Here is a 21,265-nt window from a genome sequence, read left to right as displayed (position 1 = left end):
CCGTTCAAAAACAGCAACCGCCACGCGGGGAAGCCTCTGTATTTGATATACTTTATTATATATGTATTAAATGCTATGTTAAGAAGGTTTTATGAAAACAAGTACAGAAATCAGAAACGGTTATTTGCAATTTTTTCACTCCAAAGGCCTGCCGGTTATCGCGTCCAGTTCCCTTATCCCCCACTCGGACCCGACACTTCTTTTTACCTCTGCCGGTATGGTTCAATTTAAAGCCAACTTTTTAGGCATTGACGATTCTCTCAAAAATGCCACTACCTGCCAAAAATGCGTACGCACCACGGATATTGACAGTGTAGGTTTTACCGAACGCCATTTGACGTTTTTTGAAATGTTGGGCAACTTTTCTTTTGGGGATTATTTTAAAAAGGAAGCCATTGACTGGGCTTGGGAATATTTAACCAAGACGCTTGGCTTGTCGCCGGACAGACTGTATGTCAGCATCTATAAAGGCGGTATTGCTCCGCGTGACGAAGAAGCCTACAACTTGTGGTTGAAGTATGTGCCCAAAGAACGCATTTTTGAACTGGGCGAAGCGGACAACTTTTGGACGATGGGTTCTACCGGTCCGTGCGGCCCGTGCAGCGAAATTTATTACGATTTCGGCGATAAGGGCTGCAAAAATCCGCATTGTGATATCACCTGTGATTGCGGACGCTTTGTAGAAATTTGGAACATTGTATTTGAAAGTTATAACCGCCAAGAGGACGGGACCTTTAAACCTTTGCCCCACAACAATATTGATACGGGTATGGGTTTGGAACGGTTGTGTATGGCAATGCAAAATGCCAAAAACGTGTTTGAAACGGACCTTTTCACCCCGCTTATCAACCGCGCCAAACAAGATTTGCATATTACGGGAAACACCAAAGAAGAAGTTTCCGCCTTGCGCATTATTGCGGACCACGTAAGAAGTTCCAGTTTTTTGATTGCCGAGGGGATTTTGCCTTCCAATGAGGGCCGCGGGTACATTTTGCGCCGCTTGATTCGCCGCGCCGCCCGTTATGCCAAATTAATGGGCAACGATAAACCCTACCTTTATACGCTGGTGCCCGTGGTAAAGGATATCTTTGCGGGGTTGTATCCGGAAATTGACAAAAATTTATCCCATATCCAAGATGTGCTGAAACTGGAAGAAAGCACTTTCTTAAAAACCTTGGTAAACGGAGAAGAAAAACTATCTGCCTTGCTCTCTTCTTGCGGCAACACCTTGCCCGGCGAAGAGGCTTTCCATTTGCACGAAACCTATGGTTTCCCCTTGGAACTGACCAAGGAAATTGCGGCTTCCAAAGGTATCACTGTGGAAGAAAAAGGTTACGAAAAGGCCAAATCTGCCGCGCAGGAAAAAAGCCGCTCGTATGCGGACGAGTTTACCAAAGACAAAGCCTATATGATGCAGCACGTGGAAACCCACAACCCGGCCACCGTATTTACGGGGTACGATACGTTGACGGACGAGGGCACGGTGTTGATGTTATTAAATGACAAATTTGAACTGACGGACGAAGTAAACGGCGAAGGTTATGCTGTTTTTGACCGCACTCCGTTCTATGCCGAATCCGGCGGACAGGTGGGTGATAAAGGCATTATTTTGGCAGACGGAAAAGAAATTGCCCGCGTGGACGATGTGCAAAAGCCCATCTCTAAGGTGTTCTTACATAAATTTTCCGGCTTGCTGAAAAAAGGCCAAAAGGTTACTCTTGCGGTGAACGCGGCCTTGCGCAAACGCTGTATGGCGAACCATAGCGCAATTCACTTGGTCAATGCGGCCTTGCGTCAGGTATTTGGGCCGTCCGTACATCAAAGCGGTTCTTACGTCTCTCCGGAGCGTTTCCGTTTTGACTATACACTTTCAAAAACCCCGACCGCCGAGGAATTAAACACGGCTTGGGAAATTGCCAATCAAGCCGCCGAAGATGCTCTGCCCGTGGCTTGTGAGGTGCGTCCTCTTGCCGATGCCGAAAAATTAGGTGCGGTAACTTTGCTTGGCGAAACATACGCCGACCCTGCGCGCTTTGTGTTAATGGGTGGCAGTTTTGCTCATCCGGAACAAAAGTACAGTTTGGAACTCTGTGCCGGTACACACGTTAAGAATACGGCGGACGTAATGACGGTTTTGGTGCTTAAAGAAGGTTCTGTTTCCGCCGGAGTGCGCCGCGTAGAAGGTGTGGCGGGATATGCCGCGCTGGACTATTTAAAGAACGTAAACCGCCAGGCCGAAGAATTGTCCGTACGCTTGGAAGTTCCGTCCAAAGATGTTTTTGCCCGCGTTAATGCGATTGCGGACGAATTGAAAGAAGTGAAAAAACGCTACCTGCAATTCCGCGAAAAAACCTTGGCCGCCGGAGGCATTAACGAAATGAGTTTCACGCTGAAAAACGGCACGGTTTTGGTCGTGCGTAATGCCGAAGGAGCCGAGCCGAAGGAATTGCGCAATATTGCCGATACGATTGCACAAAAATATAAGCAAGCATTAATTATTGTAACTTGCGATAAAGAGGGCAAACGTGCGTTTGTTGTTAAGACAGCGGGAAAATTACCTAATACGGATGCTGCTGCGGTTGCCAAGCAAATTGCGGCAGATCTAAACGGCCGCGCGGGAGGACGCGCCGACTTCGCCCAAGGCGGCGGCGAGGCCAAACGCCCGTGGCAAGAGTTTATTGACGGCTTAAAAGGTTCGTTATAAGGCTTTTGCCGGACACTAGCACCGCGAGTTTTCTCTGCGGTTGCCGGTATAGTTCTGTAACCAAACACCCTGGGGTTTCTTTCCCCAGGGTGTTTGTTATGTCCCTGTTATAGTGATTATCCGCCCCCATCATCGTCGTTTGGTATCTGTCGTTTTGTCCTCATCCCCGATAACATTTTTTGGAAACAACGATACAATAGCAGATGCCGACGCGCCAACAAGTGGCGGTTAATTCTTATTGAAGTAAGTTGCCTGCTTTTCTATCCCATAAAAAAACCACCCGTAAGGGTGGTTAAATGGTGGTAGGAATAGGATTCGAACCTATGTAGGGCGTAGCCCGACGGTTTTACAGACCGTTGCTTTTGACCGCTCAGCCATCCTACCGAACAAAACATTAAAAACGCCGGAACTTAAAAGTCCCGGACCGTAGTTATTACTTAAACAACTAGGTACAAATATTATAACAAAAAATTACGTTTCTGTCATTTCTTTATCTATGTATAAAATTATTCTCCGCATAAAAGGTTGCCGTCGGGCCATAAAAGGGGAAAAATTGCTAGAATATCACTATGCAAAAGACTGCCCTTACCCCTTTAATGAAGCAATATTTTGACACGCGGGCCAAATACCCCGATATCGTGTTGTTTTTCCGTCTGGGTGATTTTTACGAAATGTTTGATGACCAGGCGCGCGAAATTAGCGCCCTTTTGGGTCTTACTCTTACTGCGCGCAACGGTATGCCGATGTGTGGTATTCCGTATCACGCGGCCAATAACTATATTGTCCGCTTATTAAATGCGGGAAAAAAAATTGGTATTTGCGAGCAAACCAGTACGGTAATGGACAAAAACACCAAACTGTTTGAACGCAAAGTTATTCGCGTGATTACCCCCGGTACGCTAATGGAAGACACCTTGCTGGATGCCAACCAATCCAATTATTTGGTTTCTGTTATGTCGTTGCCGGCGGGGTGGGCAATGGCGTGCGTGGAGGTTTCCACAGGAGAATTTTGGATAAACCAGAACGATAAAGATATTTCTTTAACCAATCTGGCCGCCGCTTTGGCCGCGGTAAATCCTTCCGAAATTATTGCGGATAAAGACACTCTTTTGCAACTTAAAACTAAAATTGTTTTGCCCGCTAATTTAACGCTTACCGAGCAACCCGCTTTTGACGGGGACTATACCCTTCCGGAAAATTGGCCTGCACTGAGCGCTTGGGGCAGTAAGCGCAGTGCCTTGGCGTGCGCGCTCCTTATTATGCGGTATTTAAACGTTACCGAGCCTAGTTTTAAACGGGTGCTGGTTCCGTCCTACCGAGAACTTAAAAATTGCTTGCAAATTGACGAAAATGCCGTAGCCTCTTTGGAATTGGTTAAAAGCCAGGAAGGGAACAGAAAAGGCAGTTTATGGGCCTTGCTGGATAAAACTAAAACAGCGGTGGGCAGCCGCAAGTTAAAGGAGTGGATTTTGCATCCGCTTATGGACCCGGCGGATATTGCCGTGCGCCAAAACGCGGTGGAGGGATTTGTAAATAATCAATCTGCCCTTGCCGATTTATCTGCTTTGTTGGAAAACATTTCCGATATTGAACGCATTATGACGCGCACCGCTACGGGTACGGCTTCTCCGCGCGATATGTCTGGCCTACGCAATTCCCTTTTAAGCGTGGACCCGATTGCCCGTTGGTTTGAACAATACGGACACGTCGCGCCGTATTTGGCTGCATCGTTCAAGGAGCATTTGCCAGTGCTACGCGATATGGCGCGTGTGCTGTATGATGCTATTAGTGAAAATCCGCCCTTAAAAATTTCCGACGGACACGTCATCCGTCAAGGTTACAATGCCGGGTTAGATGAACTTCGCTCGCTCAAAGCCAATAGCAATAAATGTATGGAAGATATCTGTGCGCGCGAACGCGAAAAAACAGGTATTACTACCTTAAAAGTGGGTTATACTTCTGTTTTTGGTTATTATTTTGAAGTTACCAAAAGCCATATTGCCAAAGTGCCTTATAACTATGTGCGCAAGCAAACCTTGGTAAATGCCGAGCGTTTTATTACCGAAGAACTCAAACAACTGGAAGACAAAATCTTAAATGCCGAGCAAAAAATTATCCGTTTGGAAAGCAGTTTGTTTGATGAAGTCCGCAAAACCTTGGCGGCGCAAATTAACCATTTGAAAGCCTTTGCGCAAATTGTTGCGGAACTGGACGTATATATGTCCCTTGCGTTGGATGCTATGAAAGGCAACTGGACTAAGCCGGAGGTAAACAACGGAACCGAACTCTATTACGAAAACGGAAGACATCCGTTAGTGGAAGACACCTTGCCCGCGGGCAGTTTTGTGCCGAATAATTTGGATATCGGCAGCCAGCAAATCCAAATTATGCTGATTACCGGCCCCAATATGGGGGGAAAGAGCGTATTTTTAAAGCAAACCGCTATTATTACGATTTTAGCGCAAATGGGCAGTTTTGTGCCCGCTTCGGCGGCGCGTTTGGGCGTGGTGGATAAAATTATGACGCGTATCGGCGCGCACGATGCATTGGGCCGGGGCAATTCTACCTTTATGGTGGAAATGAACGAAACGGCCCATATTTTGGCTTCTATGACTCCGCGCAGTTTGATTTTATTGGATGAAGTCGGCCGCGGAACTTCTACCTTTGATGGCATTTCTATTGCGTGGGCCATTGTGGAATATTTATATAAACCGCACGGCGGCCCCAAGGTGCTGTTTGCCACGCACTATTTTGAACTGGTGGATTTGGAAAATAAGTATGCCCGCGTGCGCAACTATCACGTGGAGGCCAAGGAATATCAAGATGCTTCCGGCGAAAGCAAACTGGCTTTTTTATATCAAATTTTACCGGGCGCGGCAGACCGCTCGTATGGGATTCACGTCGCTGAGATTGCGGGCTTGCCGGCGGCCTGTACCTTGCGCGCCAAAAAGGTTCTCAAAGATTTAGAGGCAAAAAAAGGTTCCAAAATTTCCGCCAAAGAGCAAGATATGGTAAAAGATTTATTTTCCTCTCCCATTGTGGAGGAAATCAAACTGGCCGATACCGACCAGTTGACCCCTATGGCGGCATTACAGTTAATTTGCGAGTGGAAGAAACGGATTAATGAGTAATATTCATCTATTGGACGAAAAAACCGCCGGAAAAATCGCCGCGGGCGAGGTAATTGAACGCCCGGCGGGCGTGCTTAAAGAACTGCTGGAAAACGCAGTGGACGCGGGCGCGAGTGCCATTAATATTGATATAGAAGGCGCCGGCCGCACCTTAATCCGCATTAACGATAACGGGTGCGGAATGAGCGAAGATGACCTGCTGTTAAGTATCCGGCGCCACGCTACCAGCAAAATTAATTCATTTAGTGATTTGGAAACCTTGCAAACGTTTGGTTTCCGTGGGGAAGCCCTGTATTCTGTGGCGGCCGTATCGCGGATGGCGATTACCAGTTGCCGGGAAGGCGGGCAGGGGCATCGGGTGGAAATTCACGCTGGAAAGATTTTTGCCCAAAGTCCGGCTCCGTCTATCAAGGGAACTACGGTGGAAATTCGTGATTTATTTTATAATGTTCCCGCGCGCCTCAAATTTTTGAAAAGTGATTCATACGAACGTGCCTGCCTGTTAAAGGTGATTGAGGAAAGCGCACTTGCCAATTTAAAGGTGGGCTACCGCGTGATGATTAACGGACGTTCTGTGTATGATTTACCCGCCCAAACAGGCGAACTGCCGCAAAGCGCCGTGAACCGCGCCAAACAAATTTTGGGCGAAGAAGTGGCGCAGTCTCTTTTATTTAAAGAATTTGGGGAACTGGGCCTGAAACTCTTTTTGACCCCTGCCGACAAATTGGTTTCCGTTCGGGATATGCAATATATTTTTGTAAACCGCCGTCCGATTGATTCCAAAACCGTCCAACAGGCTATTTATAAGGCTTATCAAAATGTCCGCCCGAAGGACCGCCACCCGGCCTTTTTGGTGTATATGACGTTAAATCCTGCGGATTTTGATGTAAATATTCATCCTCAAAAGCGCGATATCCGCTTTGTAAACGAAAGCAAGGTGTTTGGTTTTGTAATGAACGCCGCGGGAGAAACTATTTTCAAAAATGCACGTCCGGTGCAAGTAACGCTGCCGCCCAAAATAGATTTGCCCATACCCGCGCAGCCCGCGGCGGAGAAATTATTTACACCCTCCCCTATGGAAACTTTTGCCCAAACGGTGGCGGAACCTTTAAAATTGGGTGATTTTAAACCTAAAAATAATTTTACTTTACGGGAAACCGAGGAACCGGCCGAATATGTGGCCCGGCCGGAGGAACCGTCCAAAATTCCGTCTGTTCCGGCTAAGTCCGTGGCATCACCTGCTGAACCGGCAGACTTGGTTTCTGCTGATGCGCCGAAGTGGTACCGTGGCCCGTATCATTATTTGGGCCAGTTACAGCGCAGTTATCTGTTGTTTGAAAATCCGTTGGGGTTGGTGATAATTGACCAGCACGCCGCGCAGGAGAGAGTTCTTTTTGAACATTATTTGGAGGCTTTCGAAGCCCGCTCCGTAAAGGTGCAAAAACTGCTTTTCCCGGTACACGTTGACTTGCCCCCGTCCAATACGGAAACGCTTTTGTCTTGGGCCGGTTGGCTTAAAACGGCGGGTTTTGAGTTAGAGCCTTTTTCTGCCCGTACGGTACTGGTGCGCACAATGCCGCATATGATTCGCTTTAAAGAGGACGATATGAAAGAATTTATCGTCTCTTTGTCGCAAGTGGTAGGGGACCCGTCTAAATCTACCGAAACCTTAAAGCGCAAAATGGTGGCAATGCTGGCCTGTAAAAAAGCCATTAAAGCGCACGACCAAATATCGCCTGCCGAAGCCGAAGGCCTTTTAGAAAATATGAAGAAATGCAAGGACGGAATGCATTGTCCGCACGGACGTCCGTGCGTAGCGCAACTGGATATGAAGCAGTTGGATAAACTTTTTGGTCGCTAATTTATCAAACGCCTAATAAAAAGCCCCGCCTGCAAGCGGGGCTTTTGCTGCTAAATGTAACTTTTGTGTTTGGGCCCAATTGGCATAGTTTTAGGCGCAGGGCAAACCTCCGGTTTTTGTTCTTGTTCAACGCGTGGTTCTGCCAAAATTATTCCATAGGTACAATGGGAAACTATATCATTTTTTAAGGCATTAGGTTTTTTATAATTAGGGTTCTTTTGGAGAAACTCCTCTTCTGTTAGGCTAACCCACAGTGGAAGTTTTTTATTTTTCCAATTTTTATAGGATTGATAAGTTTCTTCTTCTGTTTGGTCAAGCGATTGTTTAAAGGTAGTACCACGGGTTACTTGTTCTTGTAAACGGGCGTCCTCTTGGTATTGTTGTTGGTCATTGGTAATGGCGTATTGTTCCCCTTTTAAAAAGCGCGTTTCATAGTATTTCCCAACGGCCGGGTCTATTGGATCCGTAGGAAATAACGCAATATGGGCAAAATCCTTGCATTTAAGCAGCGTTGGCAGATCATTGGAATAGGTGTTACGTAAATGGCCGCTGCCAGCATATACCAAAATCAGATCATAATGGGGTTCTACCGCCTTTATTCGTCCGGCCCATTGGTAATTGCGTTCCAAAACCCCAAACGGGGATATCCCAATAAATTGATATGCGGAAGCCCACCGGGTAAATAAGGGATCGTCGCACTCTGTGTATGATAAAAGTGGGAGTTTATCCTGTGGAGTTACCTCAACCAAGAATTTTCTTAATTTTACGAAGACATTTTTGTCTTCTGCATAATAGGGGGTATCATCTAATGCCAGTTGGTCTATCCCCAATGTGTCGGCCGCTTGGGTTACTTCCGGATAACTAGAATATAGTTCGGAATTTTGGCCCGGTTTTTTAAGCAAGGAATCATTACTTTCTCCCGTCCAACTTAAAAACTCTTGGGCGAGTAAAATTTTGGCATTTGGGCGCGCGTTGCGGGCGGCCTTCAAAATATTAATTACTTCTTGCGGGGCGGATTTAGTGTCGTGAGAGATGTTCTCTGAAATAAAAATATATTTGTGCGTAAAGGCGTGCGAATAGTCTGGCACGGAATTCTTATATTCTATTTGTGGTGCAACCATATTAGGATTTTCTTTTAAGTCCAATTCCAGGGCTTTTGCCTCCAACCGGGTGGATGCTAATAAGCGCTCTTTTGCCCTTTCATTTAAACGCAAAAACTCCTGCCAAGAAATAACCTTTGATAGGTTTATATCCGTTTCTTGGCGCAGGGTTCTCTGCATCTCTAAATTTTTATTAGTTGTAAGGGTGCGGATAGATATTTGGAGCCGTTTGTCCAAATCCGCGTTTTTACCACATTGTCCCCACACCGGGGCGAGGGTAAATAAAAAAGCAGTGAAAAGAATAATTAGTTTTTTCATATTAATATGATAAGGTTTTTCTTTCCCCGGGACAAGGGCCAAAAGGCCTAAATTCCCCTAGGTCCGGTCCTCTTTATTTTCAGGCGAAAAAAAGGTATCCTGTATTATATATCTCTATTGGAGGGGTTATGTCTGATATTCCCGTTTTAGAACGTGTTTTATTTTCGCAGGAACAACTCGCGGCGCGCTGTGCAGAACTGGGCCGTCAAATCTCCGCCGACTACCGCGGTAAACAGCCGTTATTCGTAGGTATTTTGCGCGGGTGCATTTTATTCTATTCCGATTTGATGAAGAACATCAGCGTAGATTGCAATATGGATTTTATGTGCTTATCTTCTTATGCGGGCGGAACGGCCAGCACCGGTCAGGTGCGCACGATGTTGGATTTGCGTGAAAGCATTAAAGGCCGCCACGTTGTTATCGTAGAAGATATTGTAGATACCGGGCTTACCTTGGATTACTTGCTCGGCAATTTAAAAAACCGCGGCGCGGCCAGCATTGAAATTTGCTGTCTGCTGGATAAACCCTGCAACCGCAAGGCTGATGTCCACCCCAAATACATTGGTTTTACCGTGGGGGATGAATTTGTGATTGGGTACGGATTAGATTATAACGAACTGTACCGCAACTTGCCGTATATTGGAGTATTTAGAAAATAATGAAGAATAATAAACGTCCGAACAACCGCCGGATTGTATCCGTCGGTCAAATTGTAGGCTGGTTGGCTATTTTTGCGCTGGCCGTGTTGTTGTTTAATAAACAGGGCCCCAAGCAGGCGGAATTAGACTATTCCGACTTTAAAAACAAAGTAGCCGCAGCCGAAGTGTCGGACTTGACGGTGGCCCCGGGTGTTATCTCCGGGATGTATAAAAAACAGGACGGGCAGTTCGCTCCCTTTAAAACGGTGCGTATGGAAGACCCGGACCTAGTGAACCAATTATCCGCCGCCAAAATTAAATACAAAGCCGAAAAGGACAACAGTTGGTTGGGCAATATTCTGTTCAACGTATTGTGGATTGTCCTTTTAATCGGTTTGTGGTGGTTTATTTTTCTCCGTCCGCAAAGAAATGACGGCAAAAGCGCCCTTAACTTTGCGCGCTCCAAAGCCAAAATGCAGGACCCTTCCCAGCAGACCGTAACTTTTAAAGATGTGGCCGGCTGCGACGAAGCCAAGGAAGAATTGGAAGACGTTATTAAATTCTTAAAGAACCCCAAAAAATTCCAGCGCTTAGGCGGAAAACTGCCCAAAGGCGTGCTTTTGTATGGGGCGCCCGGAACGGGGAAAACTTTACTGGCAAAAGCCGTAGCGGGAGAAGCGGGAGTGGCTTTCTTCTCCGCGTCTGCTTCGGAATTTGTGGAAATGTTTGTAGGTGTGGGCGCGGCGCGCGTGCGTGATTTGTTTGACCAGGCCAAAAAGAACTCTCCTGCCATTATCTTTATTGACGAATTGGATGCCGTAGGCCGCCGCCGCTTTGCCGGTATTGGGGGCGGGCACGACGAACGCGAACAAACCTTAAACCAACTGTTAATTGAACTGGACGGCTTTGAAAGCAAACAAGGCATTATTTTAATGGCTTCCACCAACCGCCCGGACGTGCTGGACCCGGCCTTAATCCGCCCCGGCCGTTTTGACAGACATATTTCCGTTCCCGCGCCGGATTTAAAAGGCCGTGAGGAAATTTTAAAAGTTCACGCCAAAAAAGTAAAATTGGGCCAGGATGTAGATTTGAAAGTTGTGGCCAAAGGAACCCCCGGCTTTGTAGGGGCCGATTTGGCAAACGTCATTAACGAGGCTGCTATTTTGGCCGCGCGTGCGGACGAAGAGGCTGTAACTTCTGCCGATATGGACGAAGCCATTGAACGCGTAATTGCAGGGCCGCAGAAAAAGAGCCGTATTATTTCCAAACACGAACAGCGTGTCATCGCCGCGCACGAGTGCGGACATACATTAGTAGCGCGCCTGACGAACCACTCGGACCCGGTGCATAAGGTTACGATTATTCCCCGCGGCCAGGCATTGGGCTATACCTTGCAACTGCCGTTGGAAGATAAATTTTTAACCAGCAAATCTGAACTGTTGGACAAACTGTGTATTTTGTTGGCCGGACGTGCCGCCGAAGAAATTGTCTTTGGCGAAATCACCTCCGGTGCCAGCGACGACCTCAACAAAACAATGGCTTATGCCCGCAAAATGGTGGTGGAATTGGGTATGAGCGAAAAATTGGGGCCGATTGCCTTGCCAAATGGCGACGATGGCGAAGTCTTTTTAGGCCGCGACCTTTCGCGCCACAAAACATATTCCGAAGAACTCGCCCGCACCATTGATGAGGAAATATTAGATTTGATTAAATCGTCCTATGCCCGCGCAAAAGAGATTATTTCTTCCCACCGCGTTGCATTTGATAAATTGGTAGAAACCCTGCTTGCCAAAGAAGTGGTGGACGCCAAGGAAATTGACGAAATTTTGGGCTTGAAACCCGCCGCGAAGGAGGATGCTTCGCCCAAGCCCGCAGAGCAAGAACCCGTAAAAGAGGAACCGAAGGCGCCGAAAGCCGAAAAGCCGGAGGCTCAACAAGCGGAACTCTTTTAGGGCGTTTAAACTTTGTAGCGGGACTAACCGCGCCGGGGCCGCTGTGCGCCCGCCGGTGCAAAAGGAAGTGTATATGGGAAAGTATTTTGGAACCGACGGGGTTCGTGCCGTAGCAGGCCAGTTTCCGTTGGTGGATGATTTCATCCAAAAATTGGGCTATGCCGCCTTGCGTGAGTTGCAGGAATATGCCAAGTCCGAGCATTTAAAGCCCCAAGTCATTATCGCGCAGGATTCCCGCGCCTCCGGCCCGGCTATTTTGGCCGCCTTGGAAAAAGGTATCCGCGCCAGCGGGGCGGATGTTATTAGTGTAGGTATTGCGCCTACTCCTTGCGTGGCGTACCTCGTTAAAAAAACTGGCAGCCTGTGCGGGGTAGTTATTTCCGCAAGCCACAACCCGGCTGAATTTAACGGTATCAAATTTTTTACTAATCACGGCACTAAACTCCCCGAAGAATTGGAAAATTCCATTGAGGCCGAAATTGAATCTTTGCAGGATATTCCTTCCCCCAAAGGAGCCTTGAAAGAAGATGTATCCTTGGTTAAAGAATATGAAAAATTCTTGATGTCCACGGTGGATGCTTCTTTATTAAAAGGAACCAAAGTGGTGTTGGATTGTGCGAACGGCGCAAGTTCCAAGGTTGCCGTAAATGTTTTTGCGGGACTCGGTATGGACGTTGTCGTAACCGCTGCCAAGCCGGACGGAACCAACATTAATAAAAATGTGGGTGCATTACATACGCAGTTTATGCAGGAATTAACCCAAAAGGAAAAAGCCTTCGTCGGGTTTAGTTTTGACGGCGATGCCGACCGCGTGATAGCGTCTGATGAAAAGGGCCGCCAGTTGGACGGTGATAATATTATTGCCGCCTCCGCGCTGTGCTTGAAAAAAGAAGGCCGCTTGAACAATAACAAAGCCGTTTTGACCATTATGGCTAACTTGGGGTGCATTAACTATTTAAAGGAAAACGGCGTAGAGGTGGAACTGACAACCGTCGGGGATAAATACGTTTCCGAAGCGTTGGAAAAGGGAGATTTGTCCGTAGGCGGAGAAACCTCCGGGCATATTATCTTCCGCCACTTTGCCAACACGGGCGACGGTATTCTGTCTGCTTTACAATTTTTACAATTTGTCAAAAAATCGGGCCAACCCGTCAGTTGGTTTGCCGACCAATGGTCCAAATACCCCAGCCAATTAACGGCTGTGCCGGTAACGGCGAAACCCCCGTTAGATTCTTTGCCCGGCTTTTTGTCCGGTGTGTCCGAAATAGAAAAAACAATGAACGGTCAAGGCCGCGTAATTGTACGGTACAGCGGGACGGAGCCTAAACTGCGTATTTTGGTAGAGGGGAAAGAAATTTCTGCCGTCAACCGGGTAATGCAGGAAGTGGAAGCCCTTTATAAACAAAAAACGGAGGCGTGCAAATGAGTTTAAAGTTAGGTGTAAATATTGACCATATCGCCACCTTGCGCCAGGCGCGCCGTGCCGCGTGGCCGGACCCGGTGGATGCCGCAGCCGTATGCCTGGAAACAGGAGCCGATTTTATTGTGGTACATTTACGCAAAGACGAGCGCCACATTAACGAAAAGGACCTGTCTCTGCTGTGCAAAACTTTTCCGGGCAAAATCCATTTGGAATGCTCCTATACGCCGGAATTGGAAAAGGCCGCGTTAAAATACAAGCCTTATTCGGTGTGTATCGTGCCGGAAGAACCGGGCGAAGTAACTACTACCGGCGGTTTGAAATTTACCCCGCAGGTAGAAGCGCGTTTGCTTGAAATGATTGAACGGCTGCATAAAAAGGGTATTTTGGTAAGTCTTTTTGTCAGCCCGGACGCATCTTCTGTCCGCACTGCGGCCAAATTGGGCGCGGATATTGTAGAACTGTGCACCCGCGATTACAGCGAAGCCACTACCGCCAAACAAACGCAAAAATTATTGCAGGATTTGGCCCTTTCCACCTTGCTTGCCAAGGAATTAGGGCTGGAAGTACACGCCGGACACGGCCTGGATTACCACAATGTACTGGCGGTAGCCGATATTGGCGGAATGTCCTGTATGAACATTGGCTTTTCCATTGTTACGCGCTCCGTTTTTGCGGGGTTGCCTGCTGCGGTAAGCGAGATGAAGGAACTTTTATAGGAGCGTATTATGTGCGGAATTATCGGCTATGTAGGGAATAATAACTGCGTCCCTTATATTATTGACGGTTTGAAAAAATTGGAATACCGCGGATACGACTCTGCCGGCTTGGCCGTATTGCAAAACGGCAATTTGGTTACGGTCCGCGCCGTAGGCAAAGTGGCTGAACTGGAAAAAGCCACGCTGATTGCCAATCCCAAGGGCACTACGGGTATCGGGCATACGCGTTGGGCCACCCACGGCAAGCCCAGCGAGGAGAATTCCCACCCGCATACCGATTGCACCGGTGATATCGTTGTAGTGCATAACGGAATTATTGAAAACTATTTAACCCTGCGTGCCAAACTGGAAGCGCGCGGCCACCGCTTTAAAAGCGAAACAGATACCGAAGTAATCGCCCATTTGATTGAGGAAAATTTACTGCACGTCCGGGCTTCTCACGACCAAGACCGCTTGTTGAAAGCCGTTCAAAAAACGAATAAAGAAATTTCCGGTGCGTATGCTTACGGAGTAATGTGGGCGCGCACGCCGGGGTTATTGATTGGGGTAAAAAAACAAAGTCCGATGGTCGTTGGCGTGGGAAAGGACGAAAACTTTTTAGCCTCTGATGTACCCGCTTTTTTAAAACATACGAATAAAGTGCTGTTTTTGGAAGAAGGGGATGTGGCCGTTCTGCACGTTGACGGGGTAACTGTATTGGATAAAGACGGCAAAGAAAAAAAAGTAAAACCCGTTAAGATTTCGTGGGACCAAAAAACCGCCGAAAAAGGCGGCTATGCCCACTTTATGTTAAAGGAAATTTACGATCAACCCCAAGCCATTGAAGACACCTTGCGTACCGCGCGCACGGACTTTGGCAAAATATTAGGCTTGGATACCGATGGATTGCGCCAACTGCGTAATATTCATATTATTGCCTGCGGTACGGCTTATCACGCGGGTCTGGTCGGGAAATACTATATTGAACAGTTAGCCGGAATTCCGGTAAGCGTGGACTTGGCAAGCGAATATAAATACCGCACCGTTCCGCAATTGCCGAACACTTTGGCGATTGCTATCAGCCAATCTGGCGAAACGGCGGACACTATCGGGGCTGTTAAAAAAGCCAAAGAATTAGGTTTCCGCACATTAGCCATTTGTAATGTGCTGGGGTCGTCTCTTACGCGCACTTGCGACAGTACCTTCTTTACACATTGCGGTCCGGAAATCAGCGTGGCTTCCACCAAAGCCTTTACCAGCCAAATTACATCTATGTATGCGTTGGCTGCTTTCTTGGGGCAGGCCAACGGCAATTTGAGCCAGACTGCTTTTGAAAAGTTATATAAGGAACTGTTAGCACTTTCCAAGGATATGGGCGAAGCCGTCAAATTGGAATATGAGGTGCGCCATTTAACCCGCAAAATCTATAAGGCGGACCGCTTTATCTTTTTGGGCCGCAATGTCAATTTTCCCATTGCGTTGGAAGGGGCGCTTAAATTAAAAGAAGTTTCTTACCGCAGTGCGGAAGGTTTTGCGGCGGGAGAAATTAAGCACGGGCCGATATCCATTATTGATAAAGGCACTCCTGTTATCGTTTTAATGCCGCACGATGCGTTGTTTGAAAAAATGCTTTCTGCCTGCCAAGAGTGCCGCGCGCGGGGTGCTTTTGTGGTGGCGGTTACCACCAAGGCCGGAGCAAAATTGGCTGCGGACGTGGCAGACCAAGTGTTTATTGTGCCGCAAACAAACGAGTTGTTACAGCCGGTGTTGGATGTGGTTCTTCTCCAATTTTTGGCCTATTGGATTGCCAAACGGTTGGGGTGCGATATTGACCAACCGCGCAATTTGGCTAAAAGTGTAACGGTGGAATAATGCAGATAATCGGTTTGGGCACAGATATCGTAGAAGTAAAACGGATAGAAATCTTGGCCCAAAAGCCGGGGGCCTTATCCCGCCTGTTTACACAGCACGAACTTGATTATTCTTGGGCGCGCAAAAACAAGTACGAGCATTTAGCCGCGCGTTTTGCCGCCAAAGAAGCCGTTTTTAAGGCGCTCCCGTTTGCGGAAATTGCGTTTAAAAATATCCAAGTCAGTAATTTGGAAAACGGTTGCCCGCAAGTAACGGTGGCGGACGAGCGGGCCAAAGATTTGGTGATTTTAATTTCGCTCACGCATACAAAAGAGTATGCGTTGGCAACGGCGGTGGTGCAAAAATGAACTTAATTACGCCGGAACAAATCCGCTCGTGGCTTCCCTCCCGTCCGCAACAGGCCCATAAAGGTTCCTTTGGTCGGGTGCTGGTGGTGGCCGGGTCGCGCACTATGTGCGGTGCGGGTTATTTGTGCGCAAAAAGTGCGCTTTTAGCCGGGGCGGGGCTGGTGTTTTGGGCACTTCCCAAAAGTATGCAGCCTGCTTTTGCCGCCGCTTTGCCGGAAGTAATTACGCTTCCAATGCCGGAAACCGAAGACGGCTTGCTTTCCGCCGACGGGCTTTATGAACTGACTGATTTTACGGCGTGCCAAAAACCCTCTTTGGTTGTATTGGGGCCGGGGATGGGAGAAAGCCCTCTTATTATTCCGTTTTTGCAAACTTGTAATTTACCATTAGTGGCTGATGCGGATGCGTTAAACGCGCTTTCCAAAGACCCTGCTTGGACCATTTGGTGGCCTAAGAACCGCCCCTGTATTTTTACGCCTCATCCGGGGGAAATGGCGCGTTTACTGCGCTCCCGTATAGCCTCCACCGCAGAGGAGCGCGTAACCCAGGTGGAAGATTTACAGCAAAAGACGTCCGGGGTTTGCCTGTTAAAAGGGCCGCAAACTTTGGTCTGCGGAGCAGAGCAAACTTATCAAAACACTACGGGAGGCCCGTCTCTTGCTAAGGCGGGTTCGGGTGATGTGTTGGCCGGTGTGATAGCCGGGTTGTGGGCGCAGGCGGGTTCGCAAAAAGGATTTTTAAATACGGCTTTACCGGCTGCCTGCTGTGGTGTATATTTGCACGGATTAGCCGGAGATTTGGCCGCGCGCAAACGGACGGATTACGGCGTATTGGCGCGGGATACGGCCGCGTGTGTGCCGGAAGCATTTGGCGAAATTTTAAAATAAGGAGGACGTATGAGTCCCGTATTAACTGTTATCGTAAGTATTGTCGGTGCCTTGGCGCTGCTCGCGCTGTTTACCGTTTGGTTCTGCGTGCATTGTGCCAAGAAAGTTTTACATCCCACATCCAAGCGCAAGCCGTTGGATGCGTGGCCGGACCAATATGGGCTGCCTTATGAAAATGTATATTTTAAAACCGAGGACAAGGTGCAGTTGCGCGGGTGGTTTATTCCAAGTGCCCAATATTCCAATAAAACAATTATTTTAATGCACGGTTGGGGAATGAACCGCGCGGATATTTTAAAGAATACTTATTTTCTGCACGATTTGGGTTTTAACTTGTTTTACTTTGACTTCCGCGCGCTGGGGGAAAGCGGCGGCAAAACGAGTTCTATCGGTTATTTGGAAATTAAAGATGCGGCGGCGGCTATCCGCTTTTTAAAGGAAACGCGTCCGCAGTTTTGCGAAAAAATCGCCCTCTACGGTTTATCAATGGGCGGTATGGTGGCTATTTGCGAAGCCGCCCGTAATCCCGAAGTGGCTTGTGTAGTGGCGGAAGCCTCTTATTATTCGTTCCGCCGCGTGGTGTCCCGTTGGGCGTGGGTGCATAATAAGGTGCCTTATTTTCCTATTATCCCGATTATTTTGCACTATATCCGCAAGAATTTGGGTGTAAATCCGGAGCGGTACAGCCCCAAATACAATATACCTAAAATTGCCCCGCGCCCTGTGTTTATTATCCACGGACGGTATGATAATTTGGTCCCGGCGGCACAGGCCAAAATGCTGTTTAAAAAAGCAGGCGACCCCAAGGAAATTTGGCTCGTGCCCGGGGCGCGCCACAACAAATGCGCCGAGGTGGGCGGGTTTGAATACAAACAGCGCCTGGCTGATTTTTTCCGGCAGTATTTATAATTTTCTACCCGCCCAGAGGCGGGTAACTTTTGTAAGGAGTTTATATGAAGCAGTTGGTGATTTTTGATTTGGACGGTACTCTGTTAAATACCATTGCGGACTTGGCTGCCGCAGCCAATCACGCCTTGGCAGCGCTGGGACTTCCCGTGCGCTCGCAAACGGAGTGCCAAAGTTTTGTGGGAAACGGAGTGGGCAAATTGTTGGAGCGCGCTTTGCCGGAGGGGTGCAAAACCCCGGAGTATATGGCTAAAATCCGCCCGGTCTTTTTTGAATATTACGATAAACATTTGGCTGATAATACGCTCCCTTATACGGGTATGACGGAGTTGTTATCTTCCCTGCAAAAACGCGGCATCAAATTGGCAGTGGCGTCCAACAAATACCAAAGCGCCACGGAGCGTTTGGTAAAATATTTCTTCCCGGAAATTCATTTTACGGCGGTTTTGGGACAGCGCGAGGGCATACCTGTAAAGCCAGACCCGACGATTGTAAACGATATTTTGTTTGCGGCAGGTTGCGCGCGCGAAGATGTGTTGTATGTGGGCGATTCGGACGTGGATATGCAGACCGCCAAAAATGCGGAGGTTCGCGTTTGCGGAGTGTTGTGGGGCTTCCGTACGCGCGAGGTTTTGGCCGGATATCAGCCGGACTACCTGACCGAAAATCCCCAAGAAATTTTAGATATGGTGATGTAGCCCTTTGTTTTACACGGCATAAAAAACTCCGCAGGTTGAAATCTGCGGAGTTTTTTGTGGCCTATTTTGATAATATTTTGGGAGAAATTTCTCTTAACAATTCCCGAACCAACCAAGTATATATGTACTATGACGTTTACTATACAGGATATCCACCGAAAGGTATTGCCGAATTATCTGTTTATTTTGAACATTCTTCCAAGCCCAACCAAATTGAGTGTACGGGAAAAACCGACGAGGGCGTAGCCTTGTGCAAGAGCCTTAATTTATAAATTTTGGGCAATTTGTTTTAGGTATTTTTCTGCGTGTAGTTGCGCACAAGTTTCGTCTGGGGCGAAGTCGGTTAGCACTGCTATTTGCTGGGGGACGAGTTTTTGGCGGACAAGAACCTTTTCATCCAGTTTTCCGCAAATAAAGAGAACGGGTTTTTTATATTTGTGCGCCAGTTGGAGTACTGCCAGGGGGGCTTTTCCGTAAAAAGTTTGTTTGTCTAATTTTCCCTCACTGGTAATAATAAGGTCCGCCCACGGAAAAAATTTTTCCAACCCCGCTTTTTGAAACAAAAAATCTGCCCCTAAAATTAATTGCGCACCGAAACAGGAGTACAGTCCCGATGCGATGGCTCCGGCCGCGGCGGTACTGGCGGCACGGGCGGGATTTGTTGCCCCTGCCGCAGCAAGAGCCTTGGCCCACACGCCCATTGCTTTATCCAGCACTTTGACCTGTTCGGGAGATGCCCCTTTCTGCGGACCGAAAACCTTGGCTGAACTTTTGGGGCCTAACAATGGGTTGGTTACGTCGGCTACGCCGTATATTTTTACGCCCGCAAAATTTTTCTGTAAGGCCGACAAATCTATGCGTTTTACGCGCAAAAGAGGTTCGGCTCCCAGCGGAAGTTCCTCCCCGTTTTTGTCATATAATTTTGCACCGCACGCTACGGCCATACCGGCGCCTCCGTCGTTGCAGGCTACCCCTCCTAACCCTACATAAATAATTTTTGCACCGGATTGGACGGCTTTGGACAACACCTGTCCTACACCGAAAGAGGACGCACCCAACGGGTCCAGTTCCTCTTTTTTTGCTCTGCCTAAACCGCAAACCCGGGCGGTTTCCACCACAGCAGTTTTTTTATCGGAAAGCAGTAAAAAAGAAGTCTTTTGATTTTTTAAGAAAGCATTTTTGGCGGTTAGTGAAATGGTTTTGGCGTGCGGGTCCAAGGTTTTAAAAAAATCTATAAATCCGTCCCCGCCGTCCGATACCGGGAGCGCGCGCACCTCGTGCTTTTTTTGCAAAGTACGCGTCAGTATTTGCGCCGCTTTTACTGCGCTTAAAGACCCTTTAAACGCGTTAGGCAAAACAAGAATCTTCATTAAAACTTCCAACTGAATTGTGCTTGTATTACCGTGTTGGAGGCGGCAGAGTTTTTCAGTTCGCCGCTGCGTTGGGCAAATATTTGGCGCGCTTCCAAGCCGAGCATAATATCGTCCACCCACGTTTCCACGCCCACACCTGCGCCGCCTGCAAAGCCGTTTGATTTAATGGAGTTGCTTTGCATTTCGCCGCGATAGTTTAAGGTCAGCATTTCATACATAGCTGAAGCGGTTACATAAAAAACGAAGCGGCTGTTGGGATTTAAATAATAGTTGGCGGCGGCGCCTAACGTAAGAATTTGTCCGCTGGTTCTTACGGTCGGGTCAGGGTAAGAAGGCTCGCGCCCGGCGGAACTGTCCGCCGCGTTGGCGGCTTGTACGGCAGGGTCTTTGTCTGCAAAGGAAGCATTGGCTATATTAGCAATACCCAAAACAGGACCCGCCCACAAATTGCTCTCTTTTACGCGCCATAAAAATTTGCTGGATACTGCCGCACTTGTGCCGCCTACATCAATAGAATCGTCTTGTGCGTCGTAGCCGTCGCGGGCGGAATTATCCAGTTTTAAATCAAGCGGCATTGCCCCCGCCTGGATAGCAAAATATTTGGAAAAATCTTTTTCGCGCGGTTTGCCCGCAGTTTTTACTGCCGGCTGAACTACTTTCTTTTTATTTAATTCTTCCTTAGCCGCTTTGGCAAAATCTGTTTGGCTGACAGCGCCTGTTTTTACCCCTTTTATAAAGGCTTCTTCGTCCGTCAGCAATTTGGGTGCGGCTTGGGTAACCGTGGCGGAAGGCGTAACCACGGAGCCGTTGACAACAGTGGCCTTTTGCGCGGCAAACACTTGGTCAATGTCGGAGTCAAACGTAAGTCCTCCGGCGGCTTCCACTACGGGGGCTGCACCTTTGGCGGCGGCCGCTTGTTTGGCTTCCTCTTTGGCCTGTTGGACTTGCTGTGTTTTTTCTACAAATTCTTTTTGAGCGTTTTGTCCGCGGTCGTAATCGTAGGCTTCAATAGATACAATTTGCGGCATATCCACGTTTACGGTGGCGCCGTCGTCGGTTTGTAATTTGAGGTTAAATTCGTCTAAGTCTAAAATCACGCCGACCAACTGGGTACCGCCCTTTAAAATAATGCGGTGTTTGTCGGGTAAGATTTGTTCAATTTCGCGTTGGTTTAAGGTAATGGTACCAAACGAGGTAGCCAAATTAAGCGTATATTCGGTTTGGGATAAAATAGACCCGCTGATAAATTCCCCGGACTTCATTTTAATCGTTTCGGCTTGCACGGCGCAGGCCAGGCACAATAAACATAAAACGGCAAATACGCTTTTTTTCATACAACCTCGCTCACATAAAAAAGGCG

16 protein-coding genes and 1 tRNA gene are annotated in these 21,265 nt (G+C 48.0%); 13 read left to right on the top strand and 4 right to left on the bottom strand.

Annotated features, from left to right (window positions below; translation table 11 throughout):
- Window positions 1–91: 91 nt before the first annotated feature.
- Complete coding sequence (gene alaS / locus ACZOTW_RS00715; RefSeq protein ID WP_428040979.1) at window positions 92–2,704, top strand: alanine--tRNA ligase; 2,613 nt, start codon at window positions 92–94, stop codon at window positions 2,702–2,704.
- A gap of 297 nt (window positions 2,705–3,001) precedes the next feature.
- Here the strand turns inward: alaS and ACZOTW_RS00710 are convergent.
- Window positions 3,002–3,088: transfer RNA gene (locus ACZOTW_RS00710), tRNA-Tyr, on the bottom strand.
- A gap of 185 nt (window positions 3,089–3,273) precedes the next feature.
- Between ACZOTW_RS00710 and mutS the strand changes: the two genes are divergently transcribed.
- Window positions 3,274–5,835, top strand: a complete 2,562-nt coding sequence (mutS, locus tag ACZOTW_RS00705; protein WP_483997218.1) for a DNA mismatch repair protein MutS — start codon at window positions 3,274–3,276, stop codon at window positions 5,833–5,835.
- Window positions 5,828–7,696, top strand: coding sequence for a DNA mismatch repair endonuclease MutL (gene mutL / locus ACZOTW_RS00700; protein WP_483997217.1), 1,869 nt, complete (start codon window positions 5,828–5,830; stop codon window positions 7,694–7,696). The genes mutS and mutL overlap by 8 nt, the downstream gene beginning before the upstream one ends.
- Window positions 7,697–7,746: 50 nt before the next feature.
- Here mutL and ACZOTW_RS00695 read toward each other — a convergent pair whose 3' ends face one another.
- On the bottom strand, window positions 7,747–9,114 hold the full coding sequence (locus ACZOTW_RS00695; RefSeq protein ID WP_483997216.1) for a hypothetical protein: 1,368 nt from the start codon (window positions 9,112–9,114) through the stop codon (window positions 7,747–7,749).
- 128 nt (window positions 9,115–9,242) lie between these two features.
- On the opposite strand from ACZOTW_RS00695, the gene hpt reads away from it, so the two are divergent.
- The 10 genes from hpt (at window position 9,243) to ACZOTW_RS00645 (ending at window position 18,804) form a co-directional block, all read left to right on the top strand.
- A complete protein-coding gene (gene hpt, locus ACZOTW_RS00690) occupies window positions 9,243–9,773 on the top strand; it encodes a hypoxanthine phosphoribosyltransferase (RefSeq protein ID WP_177746582.1) in 531 nt (176 codons plus the stop codon).
- Window positions 9,773–11,704, top strand: coding sequence for an ATP-dependent zinc metalloprotease FtsH (ftsH, locus tag ACZOTW_RS00685; RefSeq protein ID WP_177746580.1), 1,932 nt, complete (start codon window positions 9,773–9,775; stop codon window positions 11,702–11,704). The genes hpt and ftsH overlap by 1 nt, the downstream gene beginning before the upstream one ends.
- A 73-nt stretch (window positions 11,705–11,777) precedes the next feature.
- Window positions 11,778–13,130 carry a phosphoglucosamine mutase gene (gene glmM / locus ACZOTW_RS00680; RefSeq protein WP_483997215.1) on the top strand — a complete coding sequence of 451 codons (1,353 nt, stop codon included), beginning with the start codon at window positions 11,778–11,780 and terminating at the stop codon, window positions 13,128–13,130.
- Window positions 13,127–13,843, top strand: a complete 717-nt coding sequence (locus tag ACZOTW_RS00675; RefSeq protein WP_483997214.1) for a pyridoxine 5'-phosphate synthase — start codon at window positions 13,127–13,129, stop codon at window positions 13,841–13,843. The genes glmM and ACZOTW_RS00675 overlap by 4 nt, the downstream gene beginning before the upstream one ends.
- A 9-nt stretch (window positions 13,844–13,852) precedes the next feature.
- Window positions 13,853–15,694 carry a glutamine--fructose-6-phosphate transaminase (isomerizing) gene (gene glmS / locus ACZOTW_RS00670; RefSeq protein ID WP_483997213.1) on the top strand — a complete coding sequence of 614 codons (1,842 nt, stop codon included), beginning with the start codon at window positions 13,853–13,855 and terminating at the stop codon, window positions 15,692–15,694.
- Window positions 15,694–16,041, top strand: a complete 348-nt coding sequence (gene acpS / locus ACZOTW_RS00665) for a holo-ACP synthase (RefSeq protein ID WP_483997212.1) — start codon at window positions 15,694–15,696, stop codon at window positions 16,039–16,041. Before glmS ends, acpS begins: the two co-directional genes overlap by 1 nt.
- The gene (locus ACZOTW_RS00660; RefSeq protein WP_483997211.1) at window positions 16,038–16,928 is read left to right on the top strand and encodes an NAD(P)H-hydrate dehydratase; all 891 of its coding nucleotides are present in this window, start codon (window positions 16,038–16,040) and stop codon (window positions 16,926–16,928) included. Before acpS ends, ACZOTW_RS00660 begins: the two co-directional genes overlap by 4 nt.
- Window positions 16,929–16,937: 9 nt before the next feature.
- Window positions 16,938–17,837, top strand: coding sequence for an alpha/beta hydrolase (locus tag ACZOTW_RS00655; protein WP_177746567.1), 900 nt, complete (start codon window positions 16,938–16,940; stop codon window positions 17,835–17,837).
- Window positions 17,838–17,881: 44 nt separating this feature from the next.
- A complete protein-coding gene (locus tag ACZOTW_RS00650) occupies window positions 17,882–18,532 on the top strand; it encodes an HAD family hydrolase (protein WP_483997210.1) in 651 nt (216 codons plus the stop codon).
- Between the two features lie 56 nt (window positions 18,533–18,588).
- Window positions 18,589–18,804 carry a hypothetical protein gene (locus tag ACZOTW_RS00645; protein ID WP_428041578.1) on the top strand — a complete coding sequence of 72 codons (216 nt, stop codon included), beginning with the start codon at window positions 18,589–18,591 and terminating at the stop codon, window positions 18,802–18,804.
- On the opposite strand, the gene ACZOTW_RS00640 is transcribed toward ACZOTW_RS00645, so the two are convergent.
- Window positions 18,799–19,902, bottom strand: coding sequence for a glycerate kinase (locus tag ACZOTW_RS00640; RefSeq protein ID WP_483997209.1), 1,104 nt, complete (start codon window positions 19,900–19,902; stop codon window positions 18,799–18,801). The two genes, ACZOTW_RS00645 and ACZOTW_RS00640, sit on opposite strands and share 6 nt — an antisense overlap.
- Window positions 19,902–21,239, bottom strand: a complete 1,338-nt coding sequence (locus ACZOTW_RS00635; RefSeq protein WP_483997208.1) for an outer membrane beta-barrel protein — start codon at window positions 21,237–21,239, stop codon at window positions 19,902–19,904. Before ACZOTW_RS00635 ends, ACZOTW_RS00640 begins: the two co-directional genes overlap by 1 nt.
- Window positions 21,240–21,265: the final 26 nt, after the last annotated feature.

It is taken from the genome of Candidatus Avelusimicrobium sp. (assembly GCF_056976295.1).
Note: the sequence above shows the minus strand (reverse complement) of the source record. Positions and strands in the feature narration are given on the sequence as shown.